The following is a 23,526-nucleotide window of genomic DNA, read 5'->3' as shown; positions in this document are numbered from 1 at the left end:
GGTTCATCTCCCGTGCACGCTCCGGAAATGAACCAGGCCGCCCCCTCCTTGGGCTAGTCCAGCTGCTGAACGGGAAAGGATTAGAGGAGGGATTCGAGAAGGGGAGGATCATTAGAATTTTTATAGGGGATGTTAATTTTTTCACATCGTACCCTTGCGATCTTTTGGGAATTGTGTCATTTTAGGAACGGACTGACCGGGCTCTCGGGGTGAAATATTTCGGGGCCGGGGGATTCGAAGGAGGAAAGGTATGGGAGAGGCACACGTGCTGTATGAGGCGCATGACCGGATCGCTACTATTACCCTGAACCGGCCGGAGGCGAAGAATGCATTCAGCCCGGAGATGATCGCCCTTTGGAGGGAATTTCTTCTGAAGGCGGGGGCGGACGAGTCGGTCCGGGTCATCGTGGTGACCGGCAAGGGGGAGACCTTCTGCTCAGGCGGCGATATCAGGGACATGGCGGAGGGAAGGCTCAAGTCATGGGATATGAAGCGGTTCCTCTGGGAGGGGGTGCACCGGATCGCGCTCATTCTCGAGGATCTCGATAAGCCGGTTATTGCCGCCATTAATGGCGCGGCCATGGGCGCGGGCCTCGACATGGCGCTCATGTGCGACCTCAGGGTCTGCTCCGACAAGGCCCGCCTCGCCGAATCCTATATCAATATGGGCCTCGTCCCCGGCGACGGGGGGGCCTTTTACCTTCCCCGCCTGGTGGGCACGTCCCGGGCCCTTGAGCTCCTCTGGACGGGAGAAGTGCTCAAGCCCGAGCAGGCCCTCAGCCTGGGCATCGTCAGCCGCGTGGCGCCCCACGAGAAACTGATGGAAGAGACCCTGACCCTCGCCCGCACCATCGCAGCCAAGCCGCCCCTTGCGGTACGGATGATGAAACGGGCCGTCTACCAGGGGCAGACGAGTACGCTCAGGGCCCACCTGGATTATATCTCTTCCCAGGAATCGCTCCTGTCGGAGACGGAGGACCACCAGGAGGCGGCCAGGGCCTTTCTCGAAAAAAGACCGCCGAAATTCGAAGGCAGATAATTTAAGCCCTCTTCGTCGACCTTCCGAGGGCACTCAAAATCGCCTTGTATGAGGCGAGATGGATATTGCGGTCTTGCCCCGCGCCCCAGCGGCTTTGTCCCGACGGCTCTTCCACGCACACATATGCCGCGGCAATCGAGTCGGAGCCCTCGGACAGGGCATGCTCGTGATAGCCGGTCACCCTGAATTCGATGCCGATCTTTTTGAGGGCCGCCGCAAAGGCGTCGATGGGGCCGTTTCCCTCGCCCCGGACCTGCCTTTCCGTCCCGTGGAGCGCGAGGACGGCCTCAACCGTGGCATTCTCGCCTCCCCCGTCGGCCACCCTGCAGCTCGTAAGGCTGATTGCGCCCTCTTGGTCCAAATATTCCTCCTCGAATGCCTTCATGATCCGCCCGGGGGATATCTCGGTGCCTTCCCGATCCGTCAATTCCTGAATCACCGCGGCAAATTCGGGGTGCATGGCCCTGGGCAGAATCAGACCGTACTCCTTTTCCAGCACATGGGCGATGCCGCCCTTCCCGGACTGGCTGTTGATCCTGATGATCGACTCATAGGTCCTGCCCAGGTCGGTAGGATCGATGGGGAGGTAGGGTACCTCCCAGTAGGGGGGCTTCGTCTCTTCATATATTTTCATCCCCTTGTGAATGGCGTCCTGGTGGGAACCGGAGAAGGCAGTGTAGACGAGGCTGCCTGCATAGGGGTGACGGATGTGGACGGGGATCCTCGTGCATCTCTCACAGGTCTCGATGATCCTGTTCATATCGGAGAGGTCGAGACAGGGGTCCACCCCCTGGGAGGCCATGTTGAGGGCAAGGGTCACGATGTCCACGTTGCCGGTACGCTCGCCGTTGCCGAAGAGGGTCCCCTCGATCCGCTCCGCGCCCGCCATGAGGGCCAGCTCCGCCGCGGCCACCGCGGTGCCCCGGTCATTGTGGGGATGGACGGAGAGAATAATCCCCTCCCTCCCGCTCACGTGGGTCGAGAACCATTCGATCCGGTCCGCATAGACGTTGGGGGTCGACATCTCCACGGTTGCGGGCAGGTTGACGATCATGGGCCGCTGCCCGGTCGGCGCCCACACCCCGGCCACCGCCTCGCATATGGCGAGTGAAAAATCGAGCTCCGTGCCCGTAAAGCTTTCGGGGCTATACTGGTAGACGATCTCGCCCCCTTCGAATTTTTCCGCCTCCTCCCGGATCATCCGTGCCCCGTCCACGGCAAGGCGTATGATCCCCGCCTTCTCCTTCTTGAACACCACGCGGCGCTGCAGCTCGGATGTGGAATTGTAGAGGTGGACGATGGCCCGTTTCGCGCCCCTGATCGCGTCGAAGGTCTTGTCGATCAGGTGTCTCCTTGCCTGGGTCAGGACCTGGACGGTCACGTCGTCCGGAATGAGACCCTCCTCGATGAGGAGGCGCAGGAAATCGAACTCCGTCTGCGACGCGGAGGGAAAGCCGACTTCGATCTCCTTGAATCCCATGGCCACGAGGAGGGTAAAGATCTCGCCTTTCTCCTTCAAAGACATGGGATCGATAAGGGCCTGGTTGCCGTCCCTCAGATCGACGCTGCACCAGCGGGGCGCGGCCTCGATCGTGCGGCCGGGCCAGGTCCTCTCCGAAAGCTCAACTCCCTCGTATGCTCTGTACTTGCGAACCGCCTCGGGTTTCATGGGTTTCCTCCTTTAATAAAATAAAGAAAATAAAAAAGGCCACGGACCGAAGCCCGTGGCCTTAAATTCCACGCGGTGTTGCGGGTTATCTCATGCGAGCGGCCTAAAGACCTCCCCTGCAACAGCTCCGGTTAAAAAAGAGCTGCAAAGTCGAAGGGATAGGGGGAGAAGTCGTATAGCCATCATGATGAAATAGTCTACTCCGGAAAGAGGCGGGTTGTCAATGCGGGAAGTCTCGAGTGGCCTGTTTCGTACATTGATTCTGCGTCGCTCCGGGATTAGATTCCTTCCATGAGCGGGGCGGCAAAGAGCCGGGGCGGTGGGGCCTGTTTTTTCCGGCAGTGGTTGATTTTTCTTTTCTTGGGGACCTTCTTCTTAATTGAAGCGTCTCCCACAGGAGGTAACGCAATGGAGCTTATGTCTTCCGCCTTTAAGGACAATGGCAAAATTCCCAAAGATTATGTAATGACCGGCGCAGGAGGTAAGAATATCTCCCTGCCCCTCACCTGGAAGAGTGCCCCTGAGGGCACGAAATCCTTTGCCCTTTCCATGGTCGACCCTCACCCGGTGGCCCGGAATTGGGTGCACTGGATGGTCATCGATATTCCCGCCCGGACGACCTCGCTCGAGGAGGGGGCGTCTGCGAAGGGGATGCCCGCGGGCACGATCGAGCTCAGAAATTCCTTCGGCACTGTCGGGTACGGAGGGCCCCAGCCGCCGGCGGGCTCGGGAGAGCACCCTTACGTGGTCACCGTCTATGCCTTACGCGTCGAAAAGCTCGGTTTGCCGGCGGGGACATCCCTTCCTGCGTTCAATAAGGCCCTGGATGGAAAGGTCCTGGCGTCCGCCACGATCACGGGAAAATACGGGCAGTAGGGTTATTCCCCCTCCATGGTTTCTGTTATCTTTCCGGCCAGGATCTCGGGGCTGAAGGGCTTCTGGATGAAACGGACGTGCTCCTCGAGGCCGCCCCTCGCGATGACGATGTCTGCCGTGTAGCCCGACATGAAGAGCACCTTGACCCCGGGCATCAACGTCGCGACCCGGTCCCTCAGCTCCTTGCCGCTCATGCCGGGCATGACCACGTCGGTAAGGAGGAGGTCGATCCCCGTCTTCCCCTCCTCGCACAGGGCGAGGGCGGCGAAAGGCGTATCGGCGATCACCACGGAGTGGCCCAGGGCCTCGAGCATGGTCGCGACCATGGTGCGCACCATCTCATTGTCTTCGACCAGAAGGATCCTATGGCTTCGGGGAGGGGCAAAAGGCCTTTCTTCTTCCTTTCCCTGAAGCTCCGCCTCCCCCTCTTCTTTCGGCATATAGACCTTAACCCGCGTGCCCCGGCCGGGCTCGCTCTCCACGTCGAGCAGTCCCCGGTTCTGCCTCACGATGCCGTAGACCGTGGCCAACCCCAGCCCCGTGCCTTTGCCCACCTCTTTGGTGGTAAAGAAGGGCTCGAAAAGGTGGTCGAGGGCCTCCCTCTCCATCCCGGCCCCGTCATCCGACACTGAAAGGAGCACATATTCCCCGCCTGTTGTCCCGGGATGGTCCCTGCAAAAATCGTCGTCGAGAAAGACATTTGCCGTCTCGATGAGAATATTCCCTCCCCCGGGCATGGCATCGCGGGAATTGAGCGCAAGGTTGACGAGAACACGGTCCACCTGGGAAGGATCGGCCCTGATGTGCCACAGGTCTTCCCAGGGGCGGAAGGTAAGTCCGATGTCCTCTCCCGCGAGGCGGGCAATGGTATTGCGGGTTGCTGAGATCAGCTCGTTGAGGTCTATCGTCCTGGGCTCGATCACCTCCTTTCTCGAAAAGGCGAGGAGCTGTCGCGTGAGGGCCCGGGATTGGACCGCCGCCTTTTCGATCTCCCCCAATCTCATCAGGAGGGGATGATCCGCAGACAACTCCCTTTTTATGAGGTCCACATTGCCGAGAATCACGGTCAGCATGTTGTTGAAATCGTGTGCCACGCCCCCTGCCAAACGACCGAGGGACTCGATTTTTTGGGATTGAAGGAGCTGCTGCTGCAGCCTCTCATTCTCCGCTTTTGCGGCCCTGCGCTCCCTCCTGAGCTTTTTCTCCTCCAGGGCATGGAGCACCGCGTGGCCGAGGCGCTTGATATGCTCCTTGATCACATAGTCCGTGGCGCCCGCCTTCATGCATTCCACTGCCGTGTCCTCGTTCATCGCCCCGGTCAGGATTATGACCGGCGTAAGGGGCGCATGCTCGAGGGCCAGCCTCAGTGCGGTCAGCCCGTCAAAGCGCGGCATCCTGTAATCGGAGATGATGAGGTCGGGAGGGGAGGACTTCAACGCAGCCAGATAATCCTCCCGTGTCTCGACACATGCGAAGGTGCACGAATTCAGGGTCTTGAGGACCTCCCGCCGGGCCAGCTCCGCGTCAGCGGGCAGGTCTTCGACGAGGAGTATATGGAGCAATTCATCCATGGCGGCTCTCTCCTGTGCATGTAATCTTTCTCAAAACCGGCGTTCCCCCTTCGGACGGCTCCGCTCTTCCGGCGAAATGACGTGTGCTCATTCTCTTTCGGCGGGCAGGGTGAAGGAAAACTCCGCCCCTTCGTCCGGTGCGCCCTCTGCCCGGACCCGGCCGCCGTGGAGATTGATGATCCTTCGCACGATGGCCAGACCCGCGCCGGTCCCTTCAAATTCGCGCTCACTATGAAGACGCTGGAACACACCGAAAAGCTTGTCCTTATAATTCATGTCGAAACCCGCGCCGTTGTCCCGCACGAAATAGACGTGCTCTGTGGCGCCCGGAAAAGCGCTCACCTCGATCTTCGCAATGTCTCTCTTTGACGAAAATTTAACCGCATTTGAAAGCAGGTTGACCCAGACCTGCCGGATGAGCGCCGGATCTGCCAGTGCCGGGGGAAGGGGATTGAGAGTGAACTCGATACGCTCCCTGGCCTCGGGCGTCGTGATTTCATAAAACACCGAGCGGGCCGTCAGCTCCATATCGACGGCCACGGGCTCGATGCCGGCGCGGCCCAAACGGGAGAAGGCAAGGAGGTCGTCGATGAGGCGCCCCATGCGGGAGACGTTCTCCTGAATGACCGCGCATTGCCTCTGTCCCTCCGCGTCAAGGACAGGGGCGTACTCTTCCATTATAATCCTCGCATATCCGTCGATTGCCCGAAGAGGGGCCCGAAGGTCGTGAGAGACCGAGTAGGAGAAGGCCTCAAGCTCCTTGTTGGCGGCCTGGAGCTCCGTGGTCCGCTGCTCCACCCTGCGCTCCAGGTCCTCATTGAGGCGATGTATCTCCCTTTCCGCGATCTTACGGGCCGTGATATTTTCGGAGGTGCCCTCAAAGTAGAGCACCCTCCCCCCGGGGTCGCGCACCGCGCGGGCATTGGTGGATATCCAGATTATGCCTCCGTCCTTCCTGTAGAATTCGTGCTCAAAGCCCGCGATTACCGATGCCGAACTCTCGAGTTCCCCGGTAAAGCGGAGCCGCTCCTCGGGATGGACGTAGAGCTGGGCTCCGATATCCGTGACGAGGGCCACTAATTCATCCGGTGAATCGTATCCGAGCATCTGGGCGAAGGACGGGTTGACGCTTAAGAACCTCCCCTCAGGGGTGCTCTGGAAAATGCCCTCCGCAGCCCTTTCGAAGATATCGCGGTATTTTTCCTCGCTCTTCTTCAATGCCTCTTCCGTCTGCCTGCGCTCGGTAATGTCGCGGGCCGCGGCATAGATGAAGTCTCCCACGGGATAAGAGCGCCACTCAAACCAGCGGTACGAGCCGTCCGCACAGCGATAACGGTTCACAAAGCCCGTTACTGCCCTCTGGGACGCCAACTCTTCGACCGCCTGACGGGTCGACTCCCTGTCGTCGGGATGGATGAGCTCAAAAAAGCTTCTCCCTTCCAGCTCCGAGAGGGGATAGCCGAGGACCACTTCCCACTGGGGGTTGAGGCGGCGGAAAAAGCCTTCCATATCGGCAATGCAGAGAAGGTCGAGGGCAACGGTAAAGAAACGGTCCAGCTCCTCTGTTTTTTCACCCAGCTTCCTCTCCGCCTCCTTGCGCTCCGTCACGTCCATCACAATGCCCTGATATGCGGCAACTGCGCCGGAGGGCTCCCTTTCGATGGACGTGCGGTCATAAATCCACCGCACCTGACCTGCTCTGCTGACCAGCCGGTATTCCTGCTCGAAGTCTTCAGCGCCTGAGGCAGTGTATGCATCCACTTCCGCCTTCACCCGTGCCAGGTCGTCGGGATGGACAAGGGCAGCATAGGCCAGCCGGCCCGAGAGCAGCTCCTCCTGCCGGTATCCGAAGCGGGTCACATTCCCGGAGACGAGCTCCACGGGCCACCCCTGGGCCGCCTTCCAGCGGAAGAGCACGGCGGGACTGCTTTCTACCACGAGATTGGCCTGCCTGAGCGCCTCCTCCGCCCTTCTTCGCCGGATCATGGTAACGCCCAGGAGGATGACGAGGCCGCTCAAGGCGAGGATCACCGCCGCGGTGGTGAGTATGAACTCGCGATGACTGCGGTAGATCGAGTCGGGGCGGTTTACGAAAACTACATCCTTCGGAACGGCGGAGAGAGGGATTCGGAATCTCTCCGTCTCCCTGTAGTCGAGCATATAACGGTTCACATCCGATGCCTGGACCACGGGGATCGACCCGGGCCTCTCGCCTCCGAGAATCCGTAAGGCGAGCACCGCGCCCTGCCGGCCCTGCTCGTATCCGCTCACCAGCTTTCCCCCCACGATCCCATACCCCAGGTAGACGTCCCAGAACGAGTAGAGGGGCACGGCGCTGCGACGGCGGACCCATTTCGTGCTCTCTCCATACATCATCTGCCGGCCGGCCTCATCCATTATGAGACCGTTGAGGAAGACGACCTCCCCTTTCCGGAGCTTCATGAGCCCCTTGTCCAGCTCCATAAGGGAAAGATCATCCCAAAATTCTATTTTCAGGTCCGGGGGAAGGCGCGGCAGGGCAGCGACAAAACTGTCCCGGTTCGCCTTGTCCGCAGCCATGGAGGTGCGACCCACTACAATGATCTTTGTGGTCCCCGGGTGAAGCCTTGTGGCCAAGCCGACCGTCTCGGCGATGGAGGGTTCTTCGGCCACGCCCGTGATATCCCGATGGCCTTTCAGCATGGACGGGTCGAAGTGGTTGACCCCGACAAAGACCACCGGCACCCCCGGGAAGAGCCTCTCCCTCTCGGAGAGCACAAAAGAAAGGGCATCATTATCGCAGGCAATGACAAGGTCGAAAGAACCGCCTTCGAGGGTGGCGATGATCGCATCTTTTATAATGCCGCTCCTCCGGGCGTCCACGAATCGGCGGGTGTCGAGGTATTCTGCGCTCATTTGAATGTCGGAGCCGCTCCCGGCAAAGGTCTTCCTGATCCCGTCCATTACGGAATCGGTCCATTCGAGGCCCGAATGATAGGAATGAATGACAAAGACCCGGGGTGCGGCTGCACAAGGGCCCGAGGCGATAATCAGGAGGAGGGCCGCAAGAAGCGTGATCGCCCCGCGGGCGAGGAGCCCGCCTGCCAGGCGCCGGACCCTTGCCCGCGCCTTGGTGCTCTTCCGGTGTCGCGTCGCGAGTCGCGCCGCCACCCGTGGTGCCTCCGGTCTGATATGCGTCTTCAAGTCCCCCCCTGTTTCTCTTGACGCGAATGCTCTTCCCCTTACAAAACCAACCCTATTGATCTGGAGCCGGTAAAAATCCCGAAGCGCCCCCTGCCGCCAACACAACTCCCCCCTTTCGCCGGAATGCTCTTCGCCCGACGCGTGTGGACAGGCATATAACTATAATTATAAAGGGGGATGTTCTGTTTATTATTCTTCCCGGGAATCTTGCAAAATCCGGCTGAGGGCTCATGGGGTTCTCCCAGTTCATTTTAGCACAGCCCCAACAAAAGTGAACCGATATTTTGACTTATTTCTCTTTCGCCCTGCCGTAGACGATTCCCAGCTTGTCCATTCTGTTCCGGAGCGTGCTTGCGTTGACATTGAGGAGGCGGGCCGCGCCGTCCGGCCCGTGGACTTTCCCCTCGCTAAGGGCAAGGGCATTTCTGATGTGGCGGGCCATCGCATTATCGAGGGTGAGCATGGGGCCCCCCTCTTCCGAAGCGCCCCGGGGCTTCTCTTCCCGGAAAAGAAAGGCGTCGGCAGTGAGGGTGTCGCGTGTGCCGAGGATCAGGGCCCGCTCGATCACGTTCTCGAGCTCCCGCACATTGCCGGGCCAGTGGTACTCCATAAGGCGGTCTATGGTGCCTGGGGCCAGGACCGGGATTGTATCGAGCTTCAGGTCCCTGGCCTTCTTCGCGAGGAGGTGGTGGACGAGGGCGGGGATATCGGCCTTCCTCCTTCTTAAGGGGGGGATGAAGATGGGGAAGACGTTGAGCCTGAACCAGAGGTCCTCCCGGAATGCCTCCTTCTCCACCATTGCTTCAAGGTTCCGGTGGGTGGCGGCGATGATTCGTATATCGACCGGAATCGGGCTGGAGCCGCCAACCCGCTGTATCTCCTTATACTGGAGCACCCTTAAGAGCCTTACCTGGGACTGAAGGGGCAGGTCCCCGATCTCATCGAGAAAAATAGTGCCCTTGTCCGCCCTCTCGAAGCATCCCCTTTTTTGGGCGATTGCGCCGGTGAAGGCGCCTTTTTCGTGGCCGAAGAGCTCGCTGTCCACCAGGGATTCGGGGATGGCGCCGCAGTTGACCTTGATGAACGGGCCGTCCCTGAAGGAGGAGAAGCGGTGGATGGCGCCCGCGATCACGTCCTTGCCCGCGCCGGTCTCTCCCCGGAGCAGGACGGGGCTACTCCGGTGCGCCACCTGGCGCACCATCTCCATCACCCCTTTGAGCCCGTAATCGCCCCCCACGATCTGATCTCCGATCATGCGCATGATCTCCCCATGGAGGAAGCGGTTGTCCTCGGCCCTCTGGTCCTTGAGCTTCTCCCCCTCTTCCCTGAGCAGAGCATGGGATACCACAAGGGCAAAGGGCTCCTCGAGGGCGGCGAGCATCCGGGCGTGCTCCTCCGTATACCGGTCCCTGCCTTCGGCGCGCACGAAGAGTGTGCCCATCTTCCGCCCCTCTATCGACAGGTACATGAGGAGGGCCGAATAGTCGGGGGGCTCAAAATAATGTCTGAGGCTCCGGCCCACGGGATCCCCGTCGGGATGGTTGACGATCCTCACCGCCACGGGGCTCAGGTCAGGGCGCTCGATGATGGCATGAGGAACGTCCATTCTCAGGAGCCTCTCCCGCACGTCCTGTGACAGAAGCATGATGGTGTCGCTGTTTCTCCCCTCTTCCGGGGTGGCCGCCGCGATCCTGCGGAGCCCTCCCATGCTCTCCTCATAGAGCCAGATTATCATCACATCCACGGGCATGTGCTCCCTCAGGAAGAGGAGGCACCTGTGGAGGGCCGTGGCGATATCGAGGCTGCTCGAGAGATGGATCGAGGCCTTGCGGAAAAACTCATTTTCATCCATCTTCTTCCTCCCTCCTGAAGTGCGAAATAAGGCAATAATATACCGTCATCGCCAAATAAGGCAATACAAATTGCGATAATAGGCAATCGGGGCGACTAATTGATTTCTAAGACAAGGTAATTATGGAATTATGCTTTGCGGCACGGCTTTTGCCCTTTTCTTGTCTTAGATTTTCTTATACCGGTATCACATATCACTTTAATTTAAGGAGGAGAGTATGAAAAAGTGGATTACCATCATCGCATTGATCATCGCCATCGCAGTACCGGCAATCTGTATGGCTCAGACGGCCGGGACCGTGGCCGACACCAAGGGTTTTGAGCCGCCGAAGCCGAAACTCGAATTCCTGGGGCGCTGGTCTGTCGACCTCGTCGCCCCCATCTGGGAGCTCGGCGTGACCTCCGACCTCGGCAAACGTCGCATCATCCCCATTACGGGCGGCAAGTTCGAAGGCCCCAACTTCAAAGGCAAGATCCTGAATAACGGCGCCGACTGGCAGATCGTCACCAAGGACGGTCTCGCCATCATCGATACCCGTTACCTTCTTCAGACGGACGACGGGGAGTACGTCTACCTCCAGACGAAGGGGTATCGTTTCGGTCCCCCCGAAGTGATGGCAAAAGTGGCCAAAGGAGAGCCGGTGGACCCGAACCTCTATAATTTCAGGGTAACCATGCAGTTCGAGACAAGCTCGAAGAAATATGATTACCTGAACAGGCACATCGGGATCGCCTTCGCCATGCGTCTCGGCAATGCGGTCGTATACGACGGCTACCTCGTAAAATAGCCCCCTATTCACCTGTAGGGGCTGGGGCCTTTCGGGGCCTTGGCCCCTTCTTTTTTTTATCCCGGTACATTGCCGCGTCCGCTGCCTCTATAAGCTCGTCGAGGGAGCGCGGCTTTTCCGGGTCGTACAGGGCGGCGCCCAGGCTCATGGACAGCCTGTAGGGGAGAGCGCCTGAGCCGTTATACTCCTCCACGGCAGCCCGCGCGCGGTCCATAAGCCCTTCGGCGTCTGCGCCCGTGTCATATGGGGTGAGCACGGCAAATTCGTCGCCTCCCATGCGGCCTATGATATCGGACCCCCTGAATGCGTTTTGAAGGACCTGTGCGGCCGCGATAAGCATCCTATCGCCTTCCTGGTGACCCCTGGTATCGTTTATCGATTTTAAGCCGTCGAGGTCCATGAAGATGAGCGCCATGTGCTCCTTCCGTCTTTGTGCCGCCTTGAGCTGCTGCGCTGAAAGGGTCATGAAGCCGCGCCGGTTGTGAAGGCCGGTCAGCTCGTCCTCGATGGAGAGGGTCCTCAGCTTTTCCTCCATCTCCTTGCGTTCCGTAATGTCCCTGAGATATGCAAGGGATGCGGGCTCTCCCCTGAAGACGGTGGACGCCACGGAGGCCTCCACGAAGATTACCGACCCGTCCTTTTTTATGCCTTTATATTCATAGCGGGCCGGCGCCTCCTCGCCGCGACGCCTCTTCCGATCGTATTCCATCACCATCTCGCGGTCATCGGGGTGTACCTCTTTGTGGGTGGCATTGCCGATGATGTCTTCCGGCCCGCTATATCCGAATATTTCCAGGAACTTCCGGTTCACGTAAAGGTGCACGCCCCGCCGGGTGAGGGCGACCCCATCGTTGGAATGCTCGATTGCCGTGCGGTAGCGCTCCTCCGATTCCCTGAGGCGCATTTCGGCCTGCCTGCGCTCCGTGATGTCCCGCGCTGCCGCGGCCACGCCGATCACACTGCCGTCCTCATCCCAATAGACGGAGGCATTATAGAGGACCGAGGCGACCCGGCCGTCGCAATGCCTGAGGTCAAGAGGAACGTCGCGCACCTGCCCGTCCCGGAATACCCGCCAGTACACGGCCCGCGCCTTTTCAGGCTCCGTGAAATAATCGGAGAAGTCGGTGCCTATGAGGTCCTGCCTCGACCTTCCCGTGATCTGCTCCCCGGCGCTGTTCACGTCGCTGATCCTGCCGTCGGGGCCGATCATGACGAGGGGGTCGAGGCCCGCTTCGATAAGGCTCCTGTTATACGAGTTCGTCCTGCGAAGGGCCTCCTCGGTCTGTTTCCGCTCCGTGATATCCACGTGCAAAAAGAGGATGCACGGCTCCCCGGCCAGCTCTATCATCTCCGCGGAACAAAGGACGATCTTCTCTTCCCCCGTTTTCGCGCAGAGGAGGAGCTCGAGGTTGGCGACCCTTTTTTGGGCGGATATCAGGCGAACCAGGAATTCCCATTGCTCGATGCTCGTCCACATCCCGAGCTCGAGATGGGAGCGGCCGATAACGTCGCTCCTTTCGTACCCCCACAAAAGCTCAAAGGCCTCATTGACCTCTATGTACCGCCCGTCTTTGACGGAGATGATGCTTAATGGAACGGGCAGCGCGTTAAAAGCCTTGGAAAATTTCTCTTCCGAGCCGCGCAGGGCTTGTTCGATGCGTATGCGCGCGGCAATATCCTCGAAGGTGCCCTCGTAGGAGAGGAATTTCCCTGAATCGGCCCGCACGGCCCGGGCGTTGACCGATACCCATGCAGTGCCGCCCTCGCGGCGTACATCGAATTCGGCGAGCGCCCGAGGAAGAGAGCCGGCCTTCTCCCGGTATTGCTGCCCGTGTTCCGTGAGCGCCCTGTCGTGTCTTTTCATCCGTCTGACAAGGGACGCCTCCCGCCGCGTGTGCCCCGCCACGCCCCGCATAAAGGGCTTTCTCATATTCCGATCAGTTGTTGCAGTCCTGTCCACTCGCGCACCCCCCCTGGCGTTGTCTCTTCACACACAATACTCCCCTTTAAATAATAAAATGCAGGAGAACGATCCCATCCCGGTCTCCCAACTCCTTGTCCATGGCCGGGATAGTCTTGTACGCTTGATAATGAGGTTATCGGAGAAAAGGATTTTTTATTAAGGTTTTTTTAAGAGGGGGACCCGGAAGAGGTGGCGGGAAACAGGGAGGAGGCCCGGAACGTTGAAGCTCCGGACCGGAGAAGAGCGAGATAACACCGAGCGTGACTGTCCTCCCTGTGGGCGATCCGCTGTTTACAGATTCTGAAGCGATGACACATGAAGCCCGCGACAACGAGCCCCGCTACCGGGGTTTTTATCCATCCTGTGGCGTATCAGTTTCTATACCATCTTTCCGTTGTATCGATCCGTGATCTTTGTCACACATTTTATGATTTATTTAAATCGTCGGAGACGGGGATTGCGTGCTTTTTGACTTAAGTCATGTCTCCCTGCGCTGTCGGGGCTTATACTTTGATCATGAAAGAGAGGCCATGGGCGGAAACGCGGGGCCGAAAGATAAAATGCGTGCGAGGAGACGGAAGATGAAGATAAAGAGAAATATAATCGAGATCGACGAAGAGAGGTGCAGCGGATGCGGGCTCTGCGCCACGGCGTGTGCGGAGGCTGCGATCGAGATTATCGACGGAAAGGCGCGGGTCGTGAAGGAGATTTACTGTGACGGGCTCGGCGCATGTATTGGCGAGTGCCCCGAAGGCGCCCTTGCGATAGTGGAGAGAGAAGCCGACGCCTTTGACGCGGAAGCCGTGGAAGAGCGCCTGAAAGGGGGGAAACCGGAAACCGCAGTGCCTGCGGAACCCATGGCCTGCGGATGCCCGTCGACCCATATCCGGATCCTCGAGCCCCGCGGACATACCGGAGAAGCCCCTGCCGAAACGGGAGCGAGCCCTTCGGCCCTTTCCCACTGGCCGGTCCAGATCCGGCTCGTGCCGCCCACCGCACCGTTTCTGAAGGGCGCCCACCTGCTGGTGGCTGCGGATTGCACACCCGTGGCGTATCCGAATTTTCACCGGGATTTCCTGAAGGACCGGGCCGTACTCATAGGTTGCCCGAAGTTCGACGAAACCGAGGCGTACGTCGAAAAGTTCAAAGAGATCTTTCTCTCCTCGGGTGTGTCCGACGTGACGATCCTCATTATGGAAGTGCCGTGCTGCTCCAAACTGCCCCTCATCGTAAAGGAGGGGCTCGCACGGTCAGGCAAAAAAGTGCCCCTGGAAGTGGCCGTGGTAAGCGCGCGGGGAGAGATCCTCAGGCGCACGCCGGCGGCCGCATGACCATACCGCCGCACCCTTCATTTGACCGGGGGCCGCAAGGTCCCCGGATCCCACCTTCCCGAGATTACTTGTCGGTTCTCAGGATATGGCTCAATATATAGTTGATGAGGGACAGGACGATACTGAAAAACATGGCGGCCCAGAAGCCGCTCACCCGAAAGCCGTCCACCACCCAGGACGCAAGCAATATGAGGAAGGCATTGATGACGAAGGTAAAAAGGCCGAGGGTCAGAATATTGATGGGAAGGGTGACCAAAATAAGCACCGGCCTGACAAGGGCATTGACGATACCGAGGAAAAGCGCCACCCACAGCGCGGTGAGAAAACCTTCTACCGCCACCCCGGGGATCACATAGGTCGCCGCGATCACGGAGACCGTCATAATCAGCCAACGAAGAAGAAGACGCATGATAAAGACAGTATATAGTCTCTAGTCGCAAGTCGCTAGTGAAAAGAGTAAAAAGGCAGTCTCTAGTCTCTAGTCTCTAGTCAAAATCATAGCAATTCAGCTCTCTAATTCCACCCGGGACCGCGAGTGATCACTGCCTCTACAGTTTTTCTACTAGCGACTAGAGACTAGCGACTAGCGACTGCCTTTTTACTAACGACTAGAGACTAGCGACTGCCTTTATGTTATTCTTTTTCAATTATGGACGTTACTGCGCGATGTTATGGCTGTCTTCGGGGGCTGGTTGAGAAGACCGTCTCACTTTCCGGGGGGGACGGGGCGGCTTTTTCCTCCACGATCGGGCTCCTCGATCGTCTTTATGCCGCTCATGCCACGCCGCCTGCCATTGCGAACAGGCTCCTTGCTCATATCAAAGAGCGTACCGGGTGCTACGACCCTTTCGAGCCTATTAAGAAAATCGAGCTGGAGAGGGCCCGCTCGGCGAGAGTGCGCCTTGAAAGCCGTTTCGAGCCTACTTTACTCGGAGCGCTCACAAGCTCGGCCCTGGGAAACTCCACCGACTTTTTCGTGGAGGGGGCTTTTGACCCCGACGATTTCCGCTTTTATATCGATCTGGATAAAATCGAAGAGGAGATTTATACTAAAAAGGGGATGGCCCTTATTCTGGGGGATAACGTGGGAGATTTTTTCTTTGACATCCCCCTTATACGGTTCCTCGAGGGCCTCGGCAGGCATGTCTTTTACGCGGTACGGGAGCACCCCGTGCAGAACGATCTGTCCATGAAAGAGGTTGCCTCCTATCAACTCGGGGAAATGCACGGGAATATCATTTCCACGGGCACTGCGGAGGTAGGCATCACGCGGGAGCAGATCACCGGAGCGGTGAAAAATCTCTGGGAGGCAGACGGCGTGGTCATCGCGAAAGGCATGGGAAATTACGAGACCATCTCCCAGTTTGACCCCGGCCGGACGATTATTCACATTATGAAAATAAAATGCGAGGCCGTGGCGGAAGACGTGGGCCGCCCCGTAGGCTCCTATATCACTATTTCACTCGGAGAGGAAAATGGCGGGTAAGAAAGATTATTACGAGATTCTGGGCATCGCGAGAGGGGCATCCGAAGAGGAGATGAAGAAGGCGTACCGTAAGCTCGCCCTCAAGTACCATCCCGACAAGAATCCCGGCGACAAGGCCGCGGAAGAAAAGTTCAAGGAGATAAGCGAGGCCTATGCGGTCCTCTCCGATAAGGACAAGAGGACCCAATACGATACCTACGGCATGGGCGGTTTTCAGCAGAGGTACTCCGAAGAAGACATCTTCAGGGGATTCAGCATGGGAGACCTCTTTAAAGACCTCGGCTTCGGCGGCGGCGATATGTTCACCACCATTTTCGGCCGCCAGGCGGGCAGGGGAGGAGGCAGGCAACGGCAGCAGCAGAACTACGACTTCCGTGATTTCATCACCCATCCGCAGCAGGGGGGTCCCGAGCCGGGCCTCGACATCCATTACGAGCTCGAGATACCTTTTATGGATGCCGTAAAAGGCAGCCAGAAAAAGGTTTCCTTTGCCACGCCCATGGGAACCGAAGAGGTGAACGTAAAGATACCCGCCGGCATCTCTACAGGCAAGAAGCTCAGGCTCCAGGGAAAAGGGAACGCCGACCCCCGTACGGGGATGCAGGGCGACCTCTATATTACGATAAAAGTGGGAGATCATCCTGTATTTAAAAGAACGGGCAACGACCTCTACGTCACCAAAGAAATCAAGATCACCGACGCGCTGCTCGGCGCGGAGGTGGAGGTACCCTCCATCGACGGCCATAAGCGGGTGAAGATACCTGCCGGCACCAAGGGCAATGCCAAGGTGCGTCTCAAGGGGCTTGGCGTCCCTGACGGCAAAGGGGCAGCGGGGGATCAGTACGTACAGGTCGTGGTGGAGGTCCCGAAGAAGCTGACGGAGAAGCAGAAAACGCTCGTCGAGGAGCTGAGGCGGGAGGGTCTCTGATGCTGCCGCGACGGCATATCCTCGATGTGTGTGAATTCGTGCGTAACAAGGAGGATCTCCTCCCCATGTGCACGGTCACCCTCGCCGTCGACGCGATCAAGCACCTCGACCCTAAATATAAGAAGGACCACCTCGTGGAGGTCCTGGAGCTCAACGAGTTCATCTGCTATATGTTCCCGGTGCTCAGGCCCCGCAACAGGTCGCTCCTCATGCACGTGGTCTCCGACCTTCTCGGGCTCCTGCTCTACGGGGTGCCGGAGAAGACAAAGCCGTCCATACGCAATCTCGAGATTATCGATTATTCGAAGGATAACATGGAGATTTACCCGGTGATCGAAGTGTGGAACACCCTGAAAGAGAAGGTCTATGTGAAAAAGCACGGCCCTGAAGCCATTATCCAGGGCTTCATCCAGAAGATCAGGGTCGAGATGGACGTGATGGAGCACCATCCCCAGGTGGAGGAGATCTTCGACCAATCGAGGGCGTGCCTCAAGACCTGGCTTCCCTGCCTTGCCAGCTATTACGACAAGCCCGCAAAAAAGATCAGAGACCTTTTCAACGAGTGGTGGGGCCTCTGGCTCTGCGGAGAAGAGAAGGAGAAGGTCCTGGGGGCCATGATAGACCGGCTCGCCACACAGGCTGAAATGGAATATGGCGTCATCCTCGATAAGGACGAGGTTTTCCGGGCGATCCAGTCCGACCGGCTGGCCAATACGCATGAAAATCACCACTTCTCCAGGTGGTATAAAGACGGCGTAAATTTGTTGATGAAAATTTAATTTCCGGGTATTGACAAGAATACGTTCGTATCCCTATACTATCTTTAGCAATCAATCAGGCTTATTGCCAATCATTAAATCCCAGGAAGGAGCGTGATACGATGAAGGTGAAACCATTACAGGACAGGGTCCTTATCAAGAGGATCCAGGAAGAAGAGAAGACGAAGGGCGGCATCATTATCCCCGACGCGGCGAAGGAGAAACCTCAGGAAGGTATCGTAGTAGCGGTAGGTGACGGTAAAGTCCTTGAAAACGGCCAGAAAGCGGCCCTCACCGTGAAACCGGGCGACAAAATCCTCTTCGGGAAATACTCCGGAACGGAGATCAAGGTGGACGGCGAAGAGCATCTTATTCTGAGAGAAGACGACATCCTCGGAATCGTAGAAGACTAAGAAAGGAGGAACACAGGATGGCTAAAGATATTATATACGATCAGAGGGTGCGCGAGTCCCTCCTCAAGGGCGTGAATACCCTCGCCGATGCAGTCAAAGTGACTCTCGGGCCTAAAGGAAGAAACGTAATTCTCGAAAAAACCTTCGGATCCCCCAATGTCACGAAAGACGGCGTCACCGTGGCGAAGGAAATAGAGCTCGAAGACAAGTTCGAGAATATGGGCGCCCAGATGGTAAAAGAAGTGGCGAGCAAGACAAGCGACGTGGCCGGCGACGGCACCACGACCGCCACGGTCCTTGCCCAGTCGATCTACCGGGAGGGCGCGAAGCTTGTTGCAGCGGGCCATAACCCCATGGAGCTGAAAAGAGGCATCGATAAGGCTGTCGAGATCATTATCGCAGAGCTCAAAAAGGTCTCCAAACCGACGAAAGACCAGAAAGAGATCGCCCAGGTGGGCACGATTTCCGCGAATAACGACGAAGGGATCGGCAACATTATCGCCGAGGCCATGGCCAAAGTAGGGAAAGAGGGCGTCATCACGGTCGAAGAAGCGAAGAGCATGGAGACCACCCTCGAGATCGTCGAAGGCATGCAGTTCGACAAGGGATATATCTCCCCCTATTTTGTCACCAACCCCGAGAAAATGGAAGCGGTCCTCGACGAACCCCTGATGCTCATCAATGAGAAGAAGGTAAGCAACATGAAAGACCTTCTCCCCATCCTGGAACAGGTTGCAAAGATGGGTCGCACGCTCCTTATCATCTCCGAAGACGTGGAAGGCGAAGCCCTCGCAACACTGGTCGTCAACAAGCTGAGAGGGACTCTGAAAGTCGCGGCCGTAAAGGCCCCGGGTTTCGGCGACAGACGCAAAGCAATGCTTGAAGACATCGCGATTCTCACGGGCGGCCAGGTAATCTCCGAAGAGCTGGGGATCAAGCTCGAGAGCATATCCCTTAAGGACCTCGGCTCGGCAAAGAGGGTCGTGATCGACAAGGACAACACCACGATCGTGGACGGCGCAGGGGACAAGAAAGAGATCGAGGCGCGGGTAAAACAGATCCGAACCCAGATCGACGAGACGACCTCCGATTACGACAGGGAGAAACTCCAGGAAAGACTTGCAAAGTTGGTCGGCGGCGTGGCCGTGATCAATGTGGGCGCGGCAACGGAGTCTGAAATGAAAGAGAAGAAGGCCCGCGTGGAAGATGCATTGAATGCCACGAAGGCCGCGGTGGAAGAAGGTATTATCCCCGGCGGCGGCGTTGCCTTCATGAGATGCCTCCCTGCCCTGGATGCAATAAAGCTCGAAGGGGAGAGACAGTTCGGCATTCAGATCGTGAAGAAGGCCCTGGAAGACCCGCTCAGATGGATCGCCCAGAATGCCGGTCACGACGGCTCGATCATCATCGAGAAGGTGAAGAACGGCAAGGGCGGCTTCGGATTCGACGCGTCTAAGGAAGTATTCGTCGACGATATGCAGGAAGCGGGCATTATCGATCCCACGAAGGTCGCGAGGACCGCACTGCAGAATGCGGCGTCCGTTGCGGCACTTCTTCTCACCACGGATTGCATGATCGCCGAGAAGCCGAAGGAGAAGGGCGCCGGCGGTATGCCTGGTATGCCTCCCGGAGGTATGGGCGGTATGGACGGTATGTACTAAAAAAGACGATTCACCCCGGGGGGCTCTTCAGCCCCCCGATTTTTTTCCCAGGAGGTCCGGTGCCCCTTTCATTTCAATCTTCGAGTCACGGCGAGGTCGCCTTCGGCTTCTTCAATATAGAAACGGACATGATGCTCCTCAACCAGTATTTCTTCTTTGCCCGGGATTTTGCAGACCTGGTCGCGGGCCTCGCCCTTCATCCTTCCGGGCCGGCCGGGGTCGAGCTTGCCGCCTACATCCTCCCGGAAAAGGAGAGGGGGAACCTCATGGGGGCGATTCACGGGATCGACTACCGGGGATTTCTCGGCGACACCTACAGGCTCTACCCCTTCCCCAGGGAGCCCTCGGGATTCAAGCAGAATCCGGAAGGATTTCGCACGCGGGGGGTCATGGAAGAGCTTATCGCGCGCTACGCCCCCCTGACGGTGCTGACCGCGTCAATGGACGGTTCGGGGGCCTCGATCTTTTTTGGAGAATACTCCTTCACCAGGTACGGGTTTCACGAGCTCGTGAGGTACGTCTTTCGTGGCGGCTTGCCCGGGTGGAAGGACGAGGTCCGACCCGACTATGTGCGCCGCATGAGGGAAGCAGTGGAGAGGTCGACACACCCGCTCTTCGGTTTTACCCTGACCGGTTAGGTGGAATGGACCGATTGCCGCGACACACCGGGGTCCTTCTCCTGATAAAGCCTTTGCCGGGGGCCATTTTATTCCTGGCGGCCCTTCTCCTGTCCCTCCCGGCGCAGGCTGCCGGCTTATCACAAAAAATGGGGGAATGTGCGCAGATCGAGGATGACTCCTCCCGGCTCAGATGTTTCGATGGAGTCACGGGACGTCCTTCCCCGTCTCCGAACACCAGTCGGACTGCCATAACACCGGAAAAGTCGCTGCCCCCGCAGGAGACGGTAAAGGAAATGGCGAATGCTCCCGTGGTGACAGCTCCGGAGCCTTCCGTCATGTCGCGCCAGTGGGAGCTTGACGAAAAAAGCCGGTCAAAAGGCGCACTCATTAGGGGATATCGCCCCAATTACTTGCTCCCCATGGCCTACCGCTCGACTCTCAACCAGTCTCCCGGTCTCGATGTGGACAGTCAGGCCAGGCCCCAGCATTTGGAGGCGAAGTTCCAGATCAGCTTTAAGATCAAGCTGTGGCAGGACCTCTTCGGCAAAGACGTCGATCTCTGGTTCGGCTACACCCAGCTCGCCTTCTGGCAGCTGTACAACTCGGCCTTTTCCGCGCCTTTCCGGGAGACGAACTACGAGCCCGAAATTCTCCTCAATTTCCGCACCGATTATAGGTTCTTGGGTCTCAAGGGCAGGATCATCAATTTCGGCGTCAATCACCAGTCCAACGGCCGCGCCAATCCCCTTTCCAGGAGCTGGAACCGCATCGTGGCCAATTTCGGCTTTGAGAGGGACAAACTCGGTTTTCTCGTGAAGACATGGTACAGGATACCTGAAAACGCCAGCGACGACGATAACCCCGACATCACGAAATTTATGGGCAACGGCGAGTTGTGGGCCTTTTATTATTGGAGGGAGCACCGCTTCGCCGCCATGGTCCGCAATAATATGAGGGTCAACAACAAGGGCGCGATCCAGCTCGACTGGAGCTTTCCCCTGCCCTTTGTCAACACGGATAAGCTCGCCGGTTATATCCAATATTTTAACGGCTACGGCGAAAGCCTTATCGATTACGACAACACGGTGAACCGGATAAGCCTGGGCTTCATGCTCAAAGACTGGTAGGGCGACAGCGGCGTGCCTCTCCCCTTGATTTCCACTCCCCCTGGTCAAATATTATAGACAGGGTCCTTCTCTATGTCCGAGATAGGGGCTCACCGCCCCTACACCACTGTTTCCGGGAGTCGAACCATGTATGGACGCGCTCAACCACTTCATTGCCTCTTCCGCCCTTCACCGCAGGCACGCGGGAAATGCCGCTTCCTCTCCTGCGTACCTTCTTTCCCCGGAGGGGAATCGTGAAAATAGCCATCATGGGCGCCGGTATGGCGGGCGCCTACCTTTATCGCCTACTCCATTCCAGAATAGGGGATATCGACCTGTTCGATATAGGTTCCCCTACGCGCTGCGGCATAAACCCGTGCGCGTGGGGCACATCGAAGGGCTTTGAGGAGCTTGTCCGGGTAACGGGCCTCGATCCCGCGGGTTACGTGCTCAACCGGTCCGACCACCTCATGATGGACGGCATGAGGATTAAAGTGGACCTGACGATTTTCGATAAGCAACGACTCATACAAGACCTGCTCCGCGGTGCCCGGGTGTTGCAGTCCGAGCCGGAAAGAATGGGATACGACCGGATTATCGATGCCACGGGCGCGGCGCGGGCTTTTTTGCCGCCCATCAAGGACGACATCGTCCTTACCTGCGTCCAATACCGGGTAAGGGCGAAATCCCCCCTGGAACACCGCATAAAGCTGGGAAAGATCGGCTATGCGTGGTCTTTCCCCCTTTCTTCCGCCGAATACCACATAGGGTGCGGCTGCCTTCTCGCCGACGCGCGAAGTGTGCTTAAAAACCTGGGGTGGATGAAAGAGAGATTTCCCCTGGACGTGGTCTGCTCCTGCACGGGCAAGATCCGCCTCACAGGGGTCCATCGGTCGGGCCCCGTCGTCGAGTCCCGCAATGGAGGCCCGGAGGTGTGGGGCGTGGGGGAGTCGATCGGCTGCGTCGCGCCTCTCACGGGGGACGGCATTGTCTCGGGCATGCGGTCGGCCCAGCTCCTCCTCGACTATTGGAATGACCGCTCCGGGTATGAAAAGGCCCTGTTCAGGGAATTCAGGTGGATGGACGGGGAGAGGAGGGTGATGGATAAGCTCAGGCGAGACGAAGCCCTTGCACTGAAAGATGCGCTCATATTAAAGAGGAATTCGCGAAGGATAGGCGTGGAAGTGCCGCTCCGAGATGCGGCACTCTTCCTCGGTCATTTGAGGTAGCCCGCACAGCCCTCTCACGGGTCCTGTGTTTCGTCCTTTTTTCCGTGCCCCTTCTCCTTGTCGAAACGAAAAAGGCTCTCGGGGACCCCCATGTTCAGTTCCGGATTTCTAAACTGGGCGATCCTCTCCACCTTGCCTCCCGCCGTGGTCTCTCTCACCTCCCTCGGCAGCCATGAGCGGGTATCGATAGTGAACTGATACAGGATCTCCCGATCTCTCCGGAAATGGTCGAGGGCAAGTACCCGTATAATTGCCTCTTCATTACCCTCCCACGCCTCCACAGGTCCTCTTCGCTCATTCGTGCAGGCAGCTCGTATATGGTCAATCATGTGCCCCACATCCGACGTGTCGATGGTCTGGCCGGAAGATTTCCTCAGAAGCCGGTTATCCAACGCGAGGCGGAGGGTAAAGAAGGGGACGAGTCCCCGTACTGCCACCTTGCCGTTTTTATCCGGATAGATGACTACCAGGCCGGGATGGGGTGAAAGGAAATCGAGGCGTATTGATTTGGGCCTTCGGAAGGTATAGAAAAAATGCTCCTCTTCGACTGAGCCGCCCTCTCCATAGTTTTTGACTTCTACCTCGACCCGATAGTCGCGGATCGGCGCGTATGCCCTCTCCACCTTGTCGAGAATAGCGCGCCAGTCCTGGGATGCCTGCCCGAATAAGGGTGAGCAGGAAAGGAGCGAAAGAAAAAGGAGGAGTAATCGAGAGAAGAGTGACATATTTTACCGATAACGCCGCTTCCACCTCTTGTCAACGCAGGTGAGCGCAATTATAGGGGCTCGCGTCGCCCCCTCCGATAGCAAAAGCTATCGGAGCCTCCCCTTCTCGCCCGCGGTGCGGGCTACATCACGCAGACGAGTTGTCATTTCACCTTCGTTTAAACCCCGCTCTGAATCGTAATTGGATGTGGGGACTTTTTTGCGCTCCGTTATAGGGGCTCGCGTCGCCCCCTCCGATAGCAAAAGCTATCGGAGCCTCCCCTTCTCGCCCGCGGTGCGGGCTACATCACGCAGACGAGTTGTCATTTCACCTTCGTTTAAACCCCGCT

20 protein-coding genes are annotated in these 23,526 nt (G+C 58.0%); 13 read left to right on the top strand and 7 right to left on the bottom strand.

Annotated elements, in window-relative coordinates; translation table 11 throughout:
- On the top strand, positions 1-185 hold a 185-nt coding region (locus tag VGJ94_09315; GenBank protein ID HEY3276806.1), incomplete at its 5' end, for a hypothetical protein.
- Positions 186-250: 65 nt separating this feature from the next.
- Positions 251-1,039 (top strand): enoyl-CoA hydratase-related protein, encoded by a 789-nt coding sequence (locus VGJ94_09310; protein ID HEY3276805.1) that lies wholly within the window; start codon positions 251-253, stop codon positions 1,037-1,039.
- A gap of 1 nt (position 1,040) precedes the next feature.
- Here VGJ94_09310 and leuA read toward each other — a convergent pair whose 3' ends face one another.
- Positions 1,041-2,708 (bottom strand): 2-isopropylmalate synthase, encoded by a 1,668-nt coding sequence (leuA, locus tag VGJ94_09305; GenBank protein HEY3276804.1) that lies wholly within the window; start codon positions 2,706-2,708, stop codon positions 1,041-1,043.
- Between the two features lie 408 nt (positions 2,709-3,116).
- Here leuA and VGJ94_09300 point away from each other — a divergent pair, with 408 nt between their 5' ends.
- Positions 3,117-3,584 (top strand): YbhB/YbcL family Raf kinase inhibitor-like protein, encoded by a 468-nt coding sequence (locus VGJ94_09300; protein HEY3276803.1) that lies wholly within the window; start codon positions 3,117-3,119, stop codon positions 3,582-3,584.
- Between the two features lie 2 nt (positions 3,585-3,586).
- Here VGJ94_09300 and VGJ94_09295 read toward each other — a convergent pair whose 3' ends face one another.
- From VGJ94_09295 to VGJ94_09285, 3 genes are all read right to left on the bottom strand, one after another.
- Positions 3,587-5,155, bottom strand: coding sequence for a response regulator (locus VGJ94_09295; GenBank protein ID HEY3276802.1), 1,569 nt, complete (start codon positions 5,153-5,155; stop codon positions 3,587-3,589).
- 87 nt (positions 5,156-5,242) lie between these two features.
- A complete protein-coding gene (locus VGJ94_09290) occupies positions 5,243-8,338 on the bottom strand; it encodes a PAS domain S-box protein (protein ID HEY3276801.1) in 3,096 nt (1,031 codons plus the stop codon).
- A gap of 289 nt (positions 8,339-8,627) precedes the next feature.
- Entirely contained in the window at positions 8,628-10,190 is a 1,563-nt protein-coding gene (locus VGJ94_09285; protein ID HEY3276800.1) for a sigma 54-interacting transcriptional regulator, read from the bottom strand.
- 217 nt (positions 10,191-10,407) lie between these two features.
- Here VGJ94_09285 and VGJ94_09280 point away from each other — a divergent pair, with 217 nt between their 5' ends.
- A complete protein-coding gene (locus tag VGJ94_09280; protein ID HEY3276799.1) occupies positions 10,408-10,977 on the top strand; it encodes a DUF3237 domain-containing protein in 570 nt (189 codons plus the stop codon).
- 4 nt (positions 10,978-10,981) lie between these two features.
- Here the strand turns inward: VGJ94_09280 and VGJ94_09275 are convergent, their stop codons facing one another.
- Positions 10,982-12,841 carry a PAS domain S-box protein gene (locus VGJ94_09275; GenBank protein HEY3276798.1) on the bottom strand — a complete coding sequence of 620 codons (1,860 nt, stop codon included), beginning with the start codon at positions 12,839-12,841 and terminating at the stop codon, positions 10,982-10,984.
- Between the two features lie 680 nt (positions 12,842-13,521).
- Between VGJ94_09275 and VGJ94_09270 the strand changes: the two genes are divergently transcribed.
- Complete coding sequence (locus VGJ94_09270; protein HEY3276797.1) at positions 13,522-14,271, top strand: 4Fe-4S binding protein; 750 nt, start codon at positions 13,522-13,524, stop codon at positions 14,269-14,271.
- 64 nt (positions 14,272-14,335) lie between these two features.
- Here the strand turns inward: VGJ94_09270 and VGJ94_09265 are convergent, their stop codons facing one another.
- Positions 14,336-14,680, bottom strand: coding sequence for a phage holin family protein (locus VGJ94_09265; protein ID HEY3276796.1), 345 nt, complete (start codon positions 14,678-14,680; stop codon positions 14,336-14,338).
- Positions 14,681-14,920: 240 nt separating this feature from the next.
- Between VGJ94_09265 and VGJ94_09260 the strand changes: the two genes are divergently transcribed.
- From VGJ94_09260 to VGJ94_09225, 8 genes are all read left to right on the top strand, one after another.
- Entirely contained in the window at positions 14,921-15,757 is an 837-nt protein-coding gene (locus VGJ94_09260) for an ARMT1-like domain-containing protein (GenBank protein HEY3276795.1), read from the top strand.
- Entirely contained in the window at positions 15,747-16,685 is a 939-nt protein-coding gene (locus tag VGJ94_09255; protein ID HEY3276794.1) for a DnaJ C-terminal domain-containing protein, read from the top strand. The genes VGJ94_09260 and VGJ94_09255 overlap by 11 nt, the downstream gene beginning before the upstream one ends.
- Positions 16,685-17,464, top strand: a complete 780-nt coding sequence (locus tag VGJ94_09250) for a hypothetical protein (GenBank protein ID HEY3276793.1) — start codon at positions 16,685-16,687, stop codon at positions 17,462-17,464. The genes VGJ94_09255 and VGJ94_09250 overlap by 1 nt, the downstream gene beginning before the upstream one ends.
- Positions 17,465-17,565: 101 nt before the next feature.
- Positions 17,566-17,856 carry a co-chaperone GroES gene (gene groES, locus VGJ94_09245; protein ID HEY3276792.1) on the top strand — a complete coding sequence of 97 codons (291 nt, stop codon included), beginning with the start codon at positions 17,566-17,568 and terminating at the stop codon, positions 17,854-17,856.
- A 17-nt stretch (positions 17,857-17,873) separates the two neighbouring features.
- Complete coding sequence (gene groL, locus VGJ94_09240; protein ID HEY3276791.1) at positions 17,874-19,517, top strand: chaperonin GroEL; 1,644 nt, start codon at positions 17,874-17,876, stop codon at positions 19,515-19,517.
- A 59-nt stretch (positions 19,518-19,576) separates the two neighbouring features.
- Complete coding sequence (locus VGJ94_09235; protein HEY3276790.1) at positions 19,577-20,155, top strand: hypothetical protein; 579 nt, start codon at positions 19,577-19,579, stop codon at positions 20,153-20,155.
- Positions 20,156-20,160: 5 nt separating this feature from the next.
- Positions 20,161-21,264, top strand: coding sequence for a phospholipase A (locus VGJ94_09230; GenBank protein ID HEY3276789.1), 1,104 nt, complete (start codon positions 20,161-20,163; stop codon positions 21,262-21,264).
- A 233-nt stretch (positions 21,265-21,497) separates the two neighbouring features.
- A complete protein-coding gene (locus VGJ94_09225) occupies positions 21,498-22,472 on the top strand; it encodes a hypothetical protein (GenBank protein HEY3276788.1) in 975 nt (324 codons plus the stop codon).
- Positions 22,473-22,486: 14 nt separating this feature from the next.
- Here the strand turns inward: VGJ94_09225 and VGJ94_09220 are convergent, their stop codons facing one another.
- Positions 22,487-23,197 carry a hypothetical protein gene (locus VGJ94_09220; GenBank protein ID HEY3276787.1) on the bottom strand — a complete coding sequence of 237 codons (711 nt, stop codon included), beginning with the start codon at positions 23,195-23,197 and terminating at the stop codon, positions 22,487-22,489.
- Between the last annotated feature and the right edge of the window lie 329 nt (positions 23,198-23,526).

Source organism: Syntrophorhabdaceae bacterium (genome assembly GCA_036504895.1).
Classification (GTDB): Bacteria; Desulfobacterota; Syntrophorhabdia; order Syntrophorhabdales; family Syntrophorhabdaceae; genus PNOM01.
The sequence above is the reverse complement of the archived record's forward strand: the minus strand, read 5'-3'. Positions and strand labels throughout refer to the sequence as shown.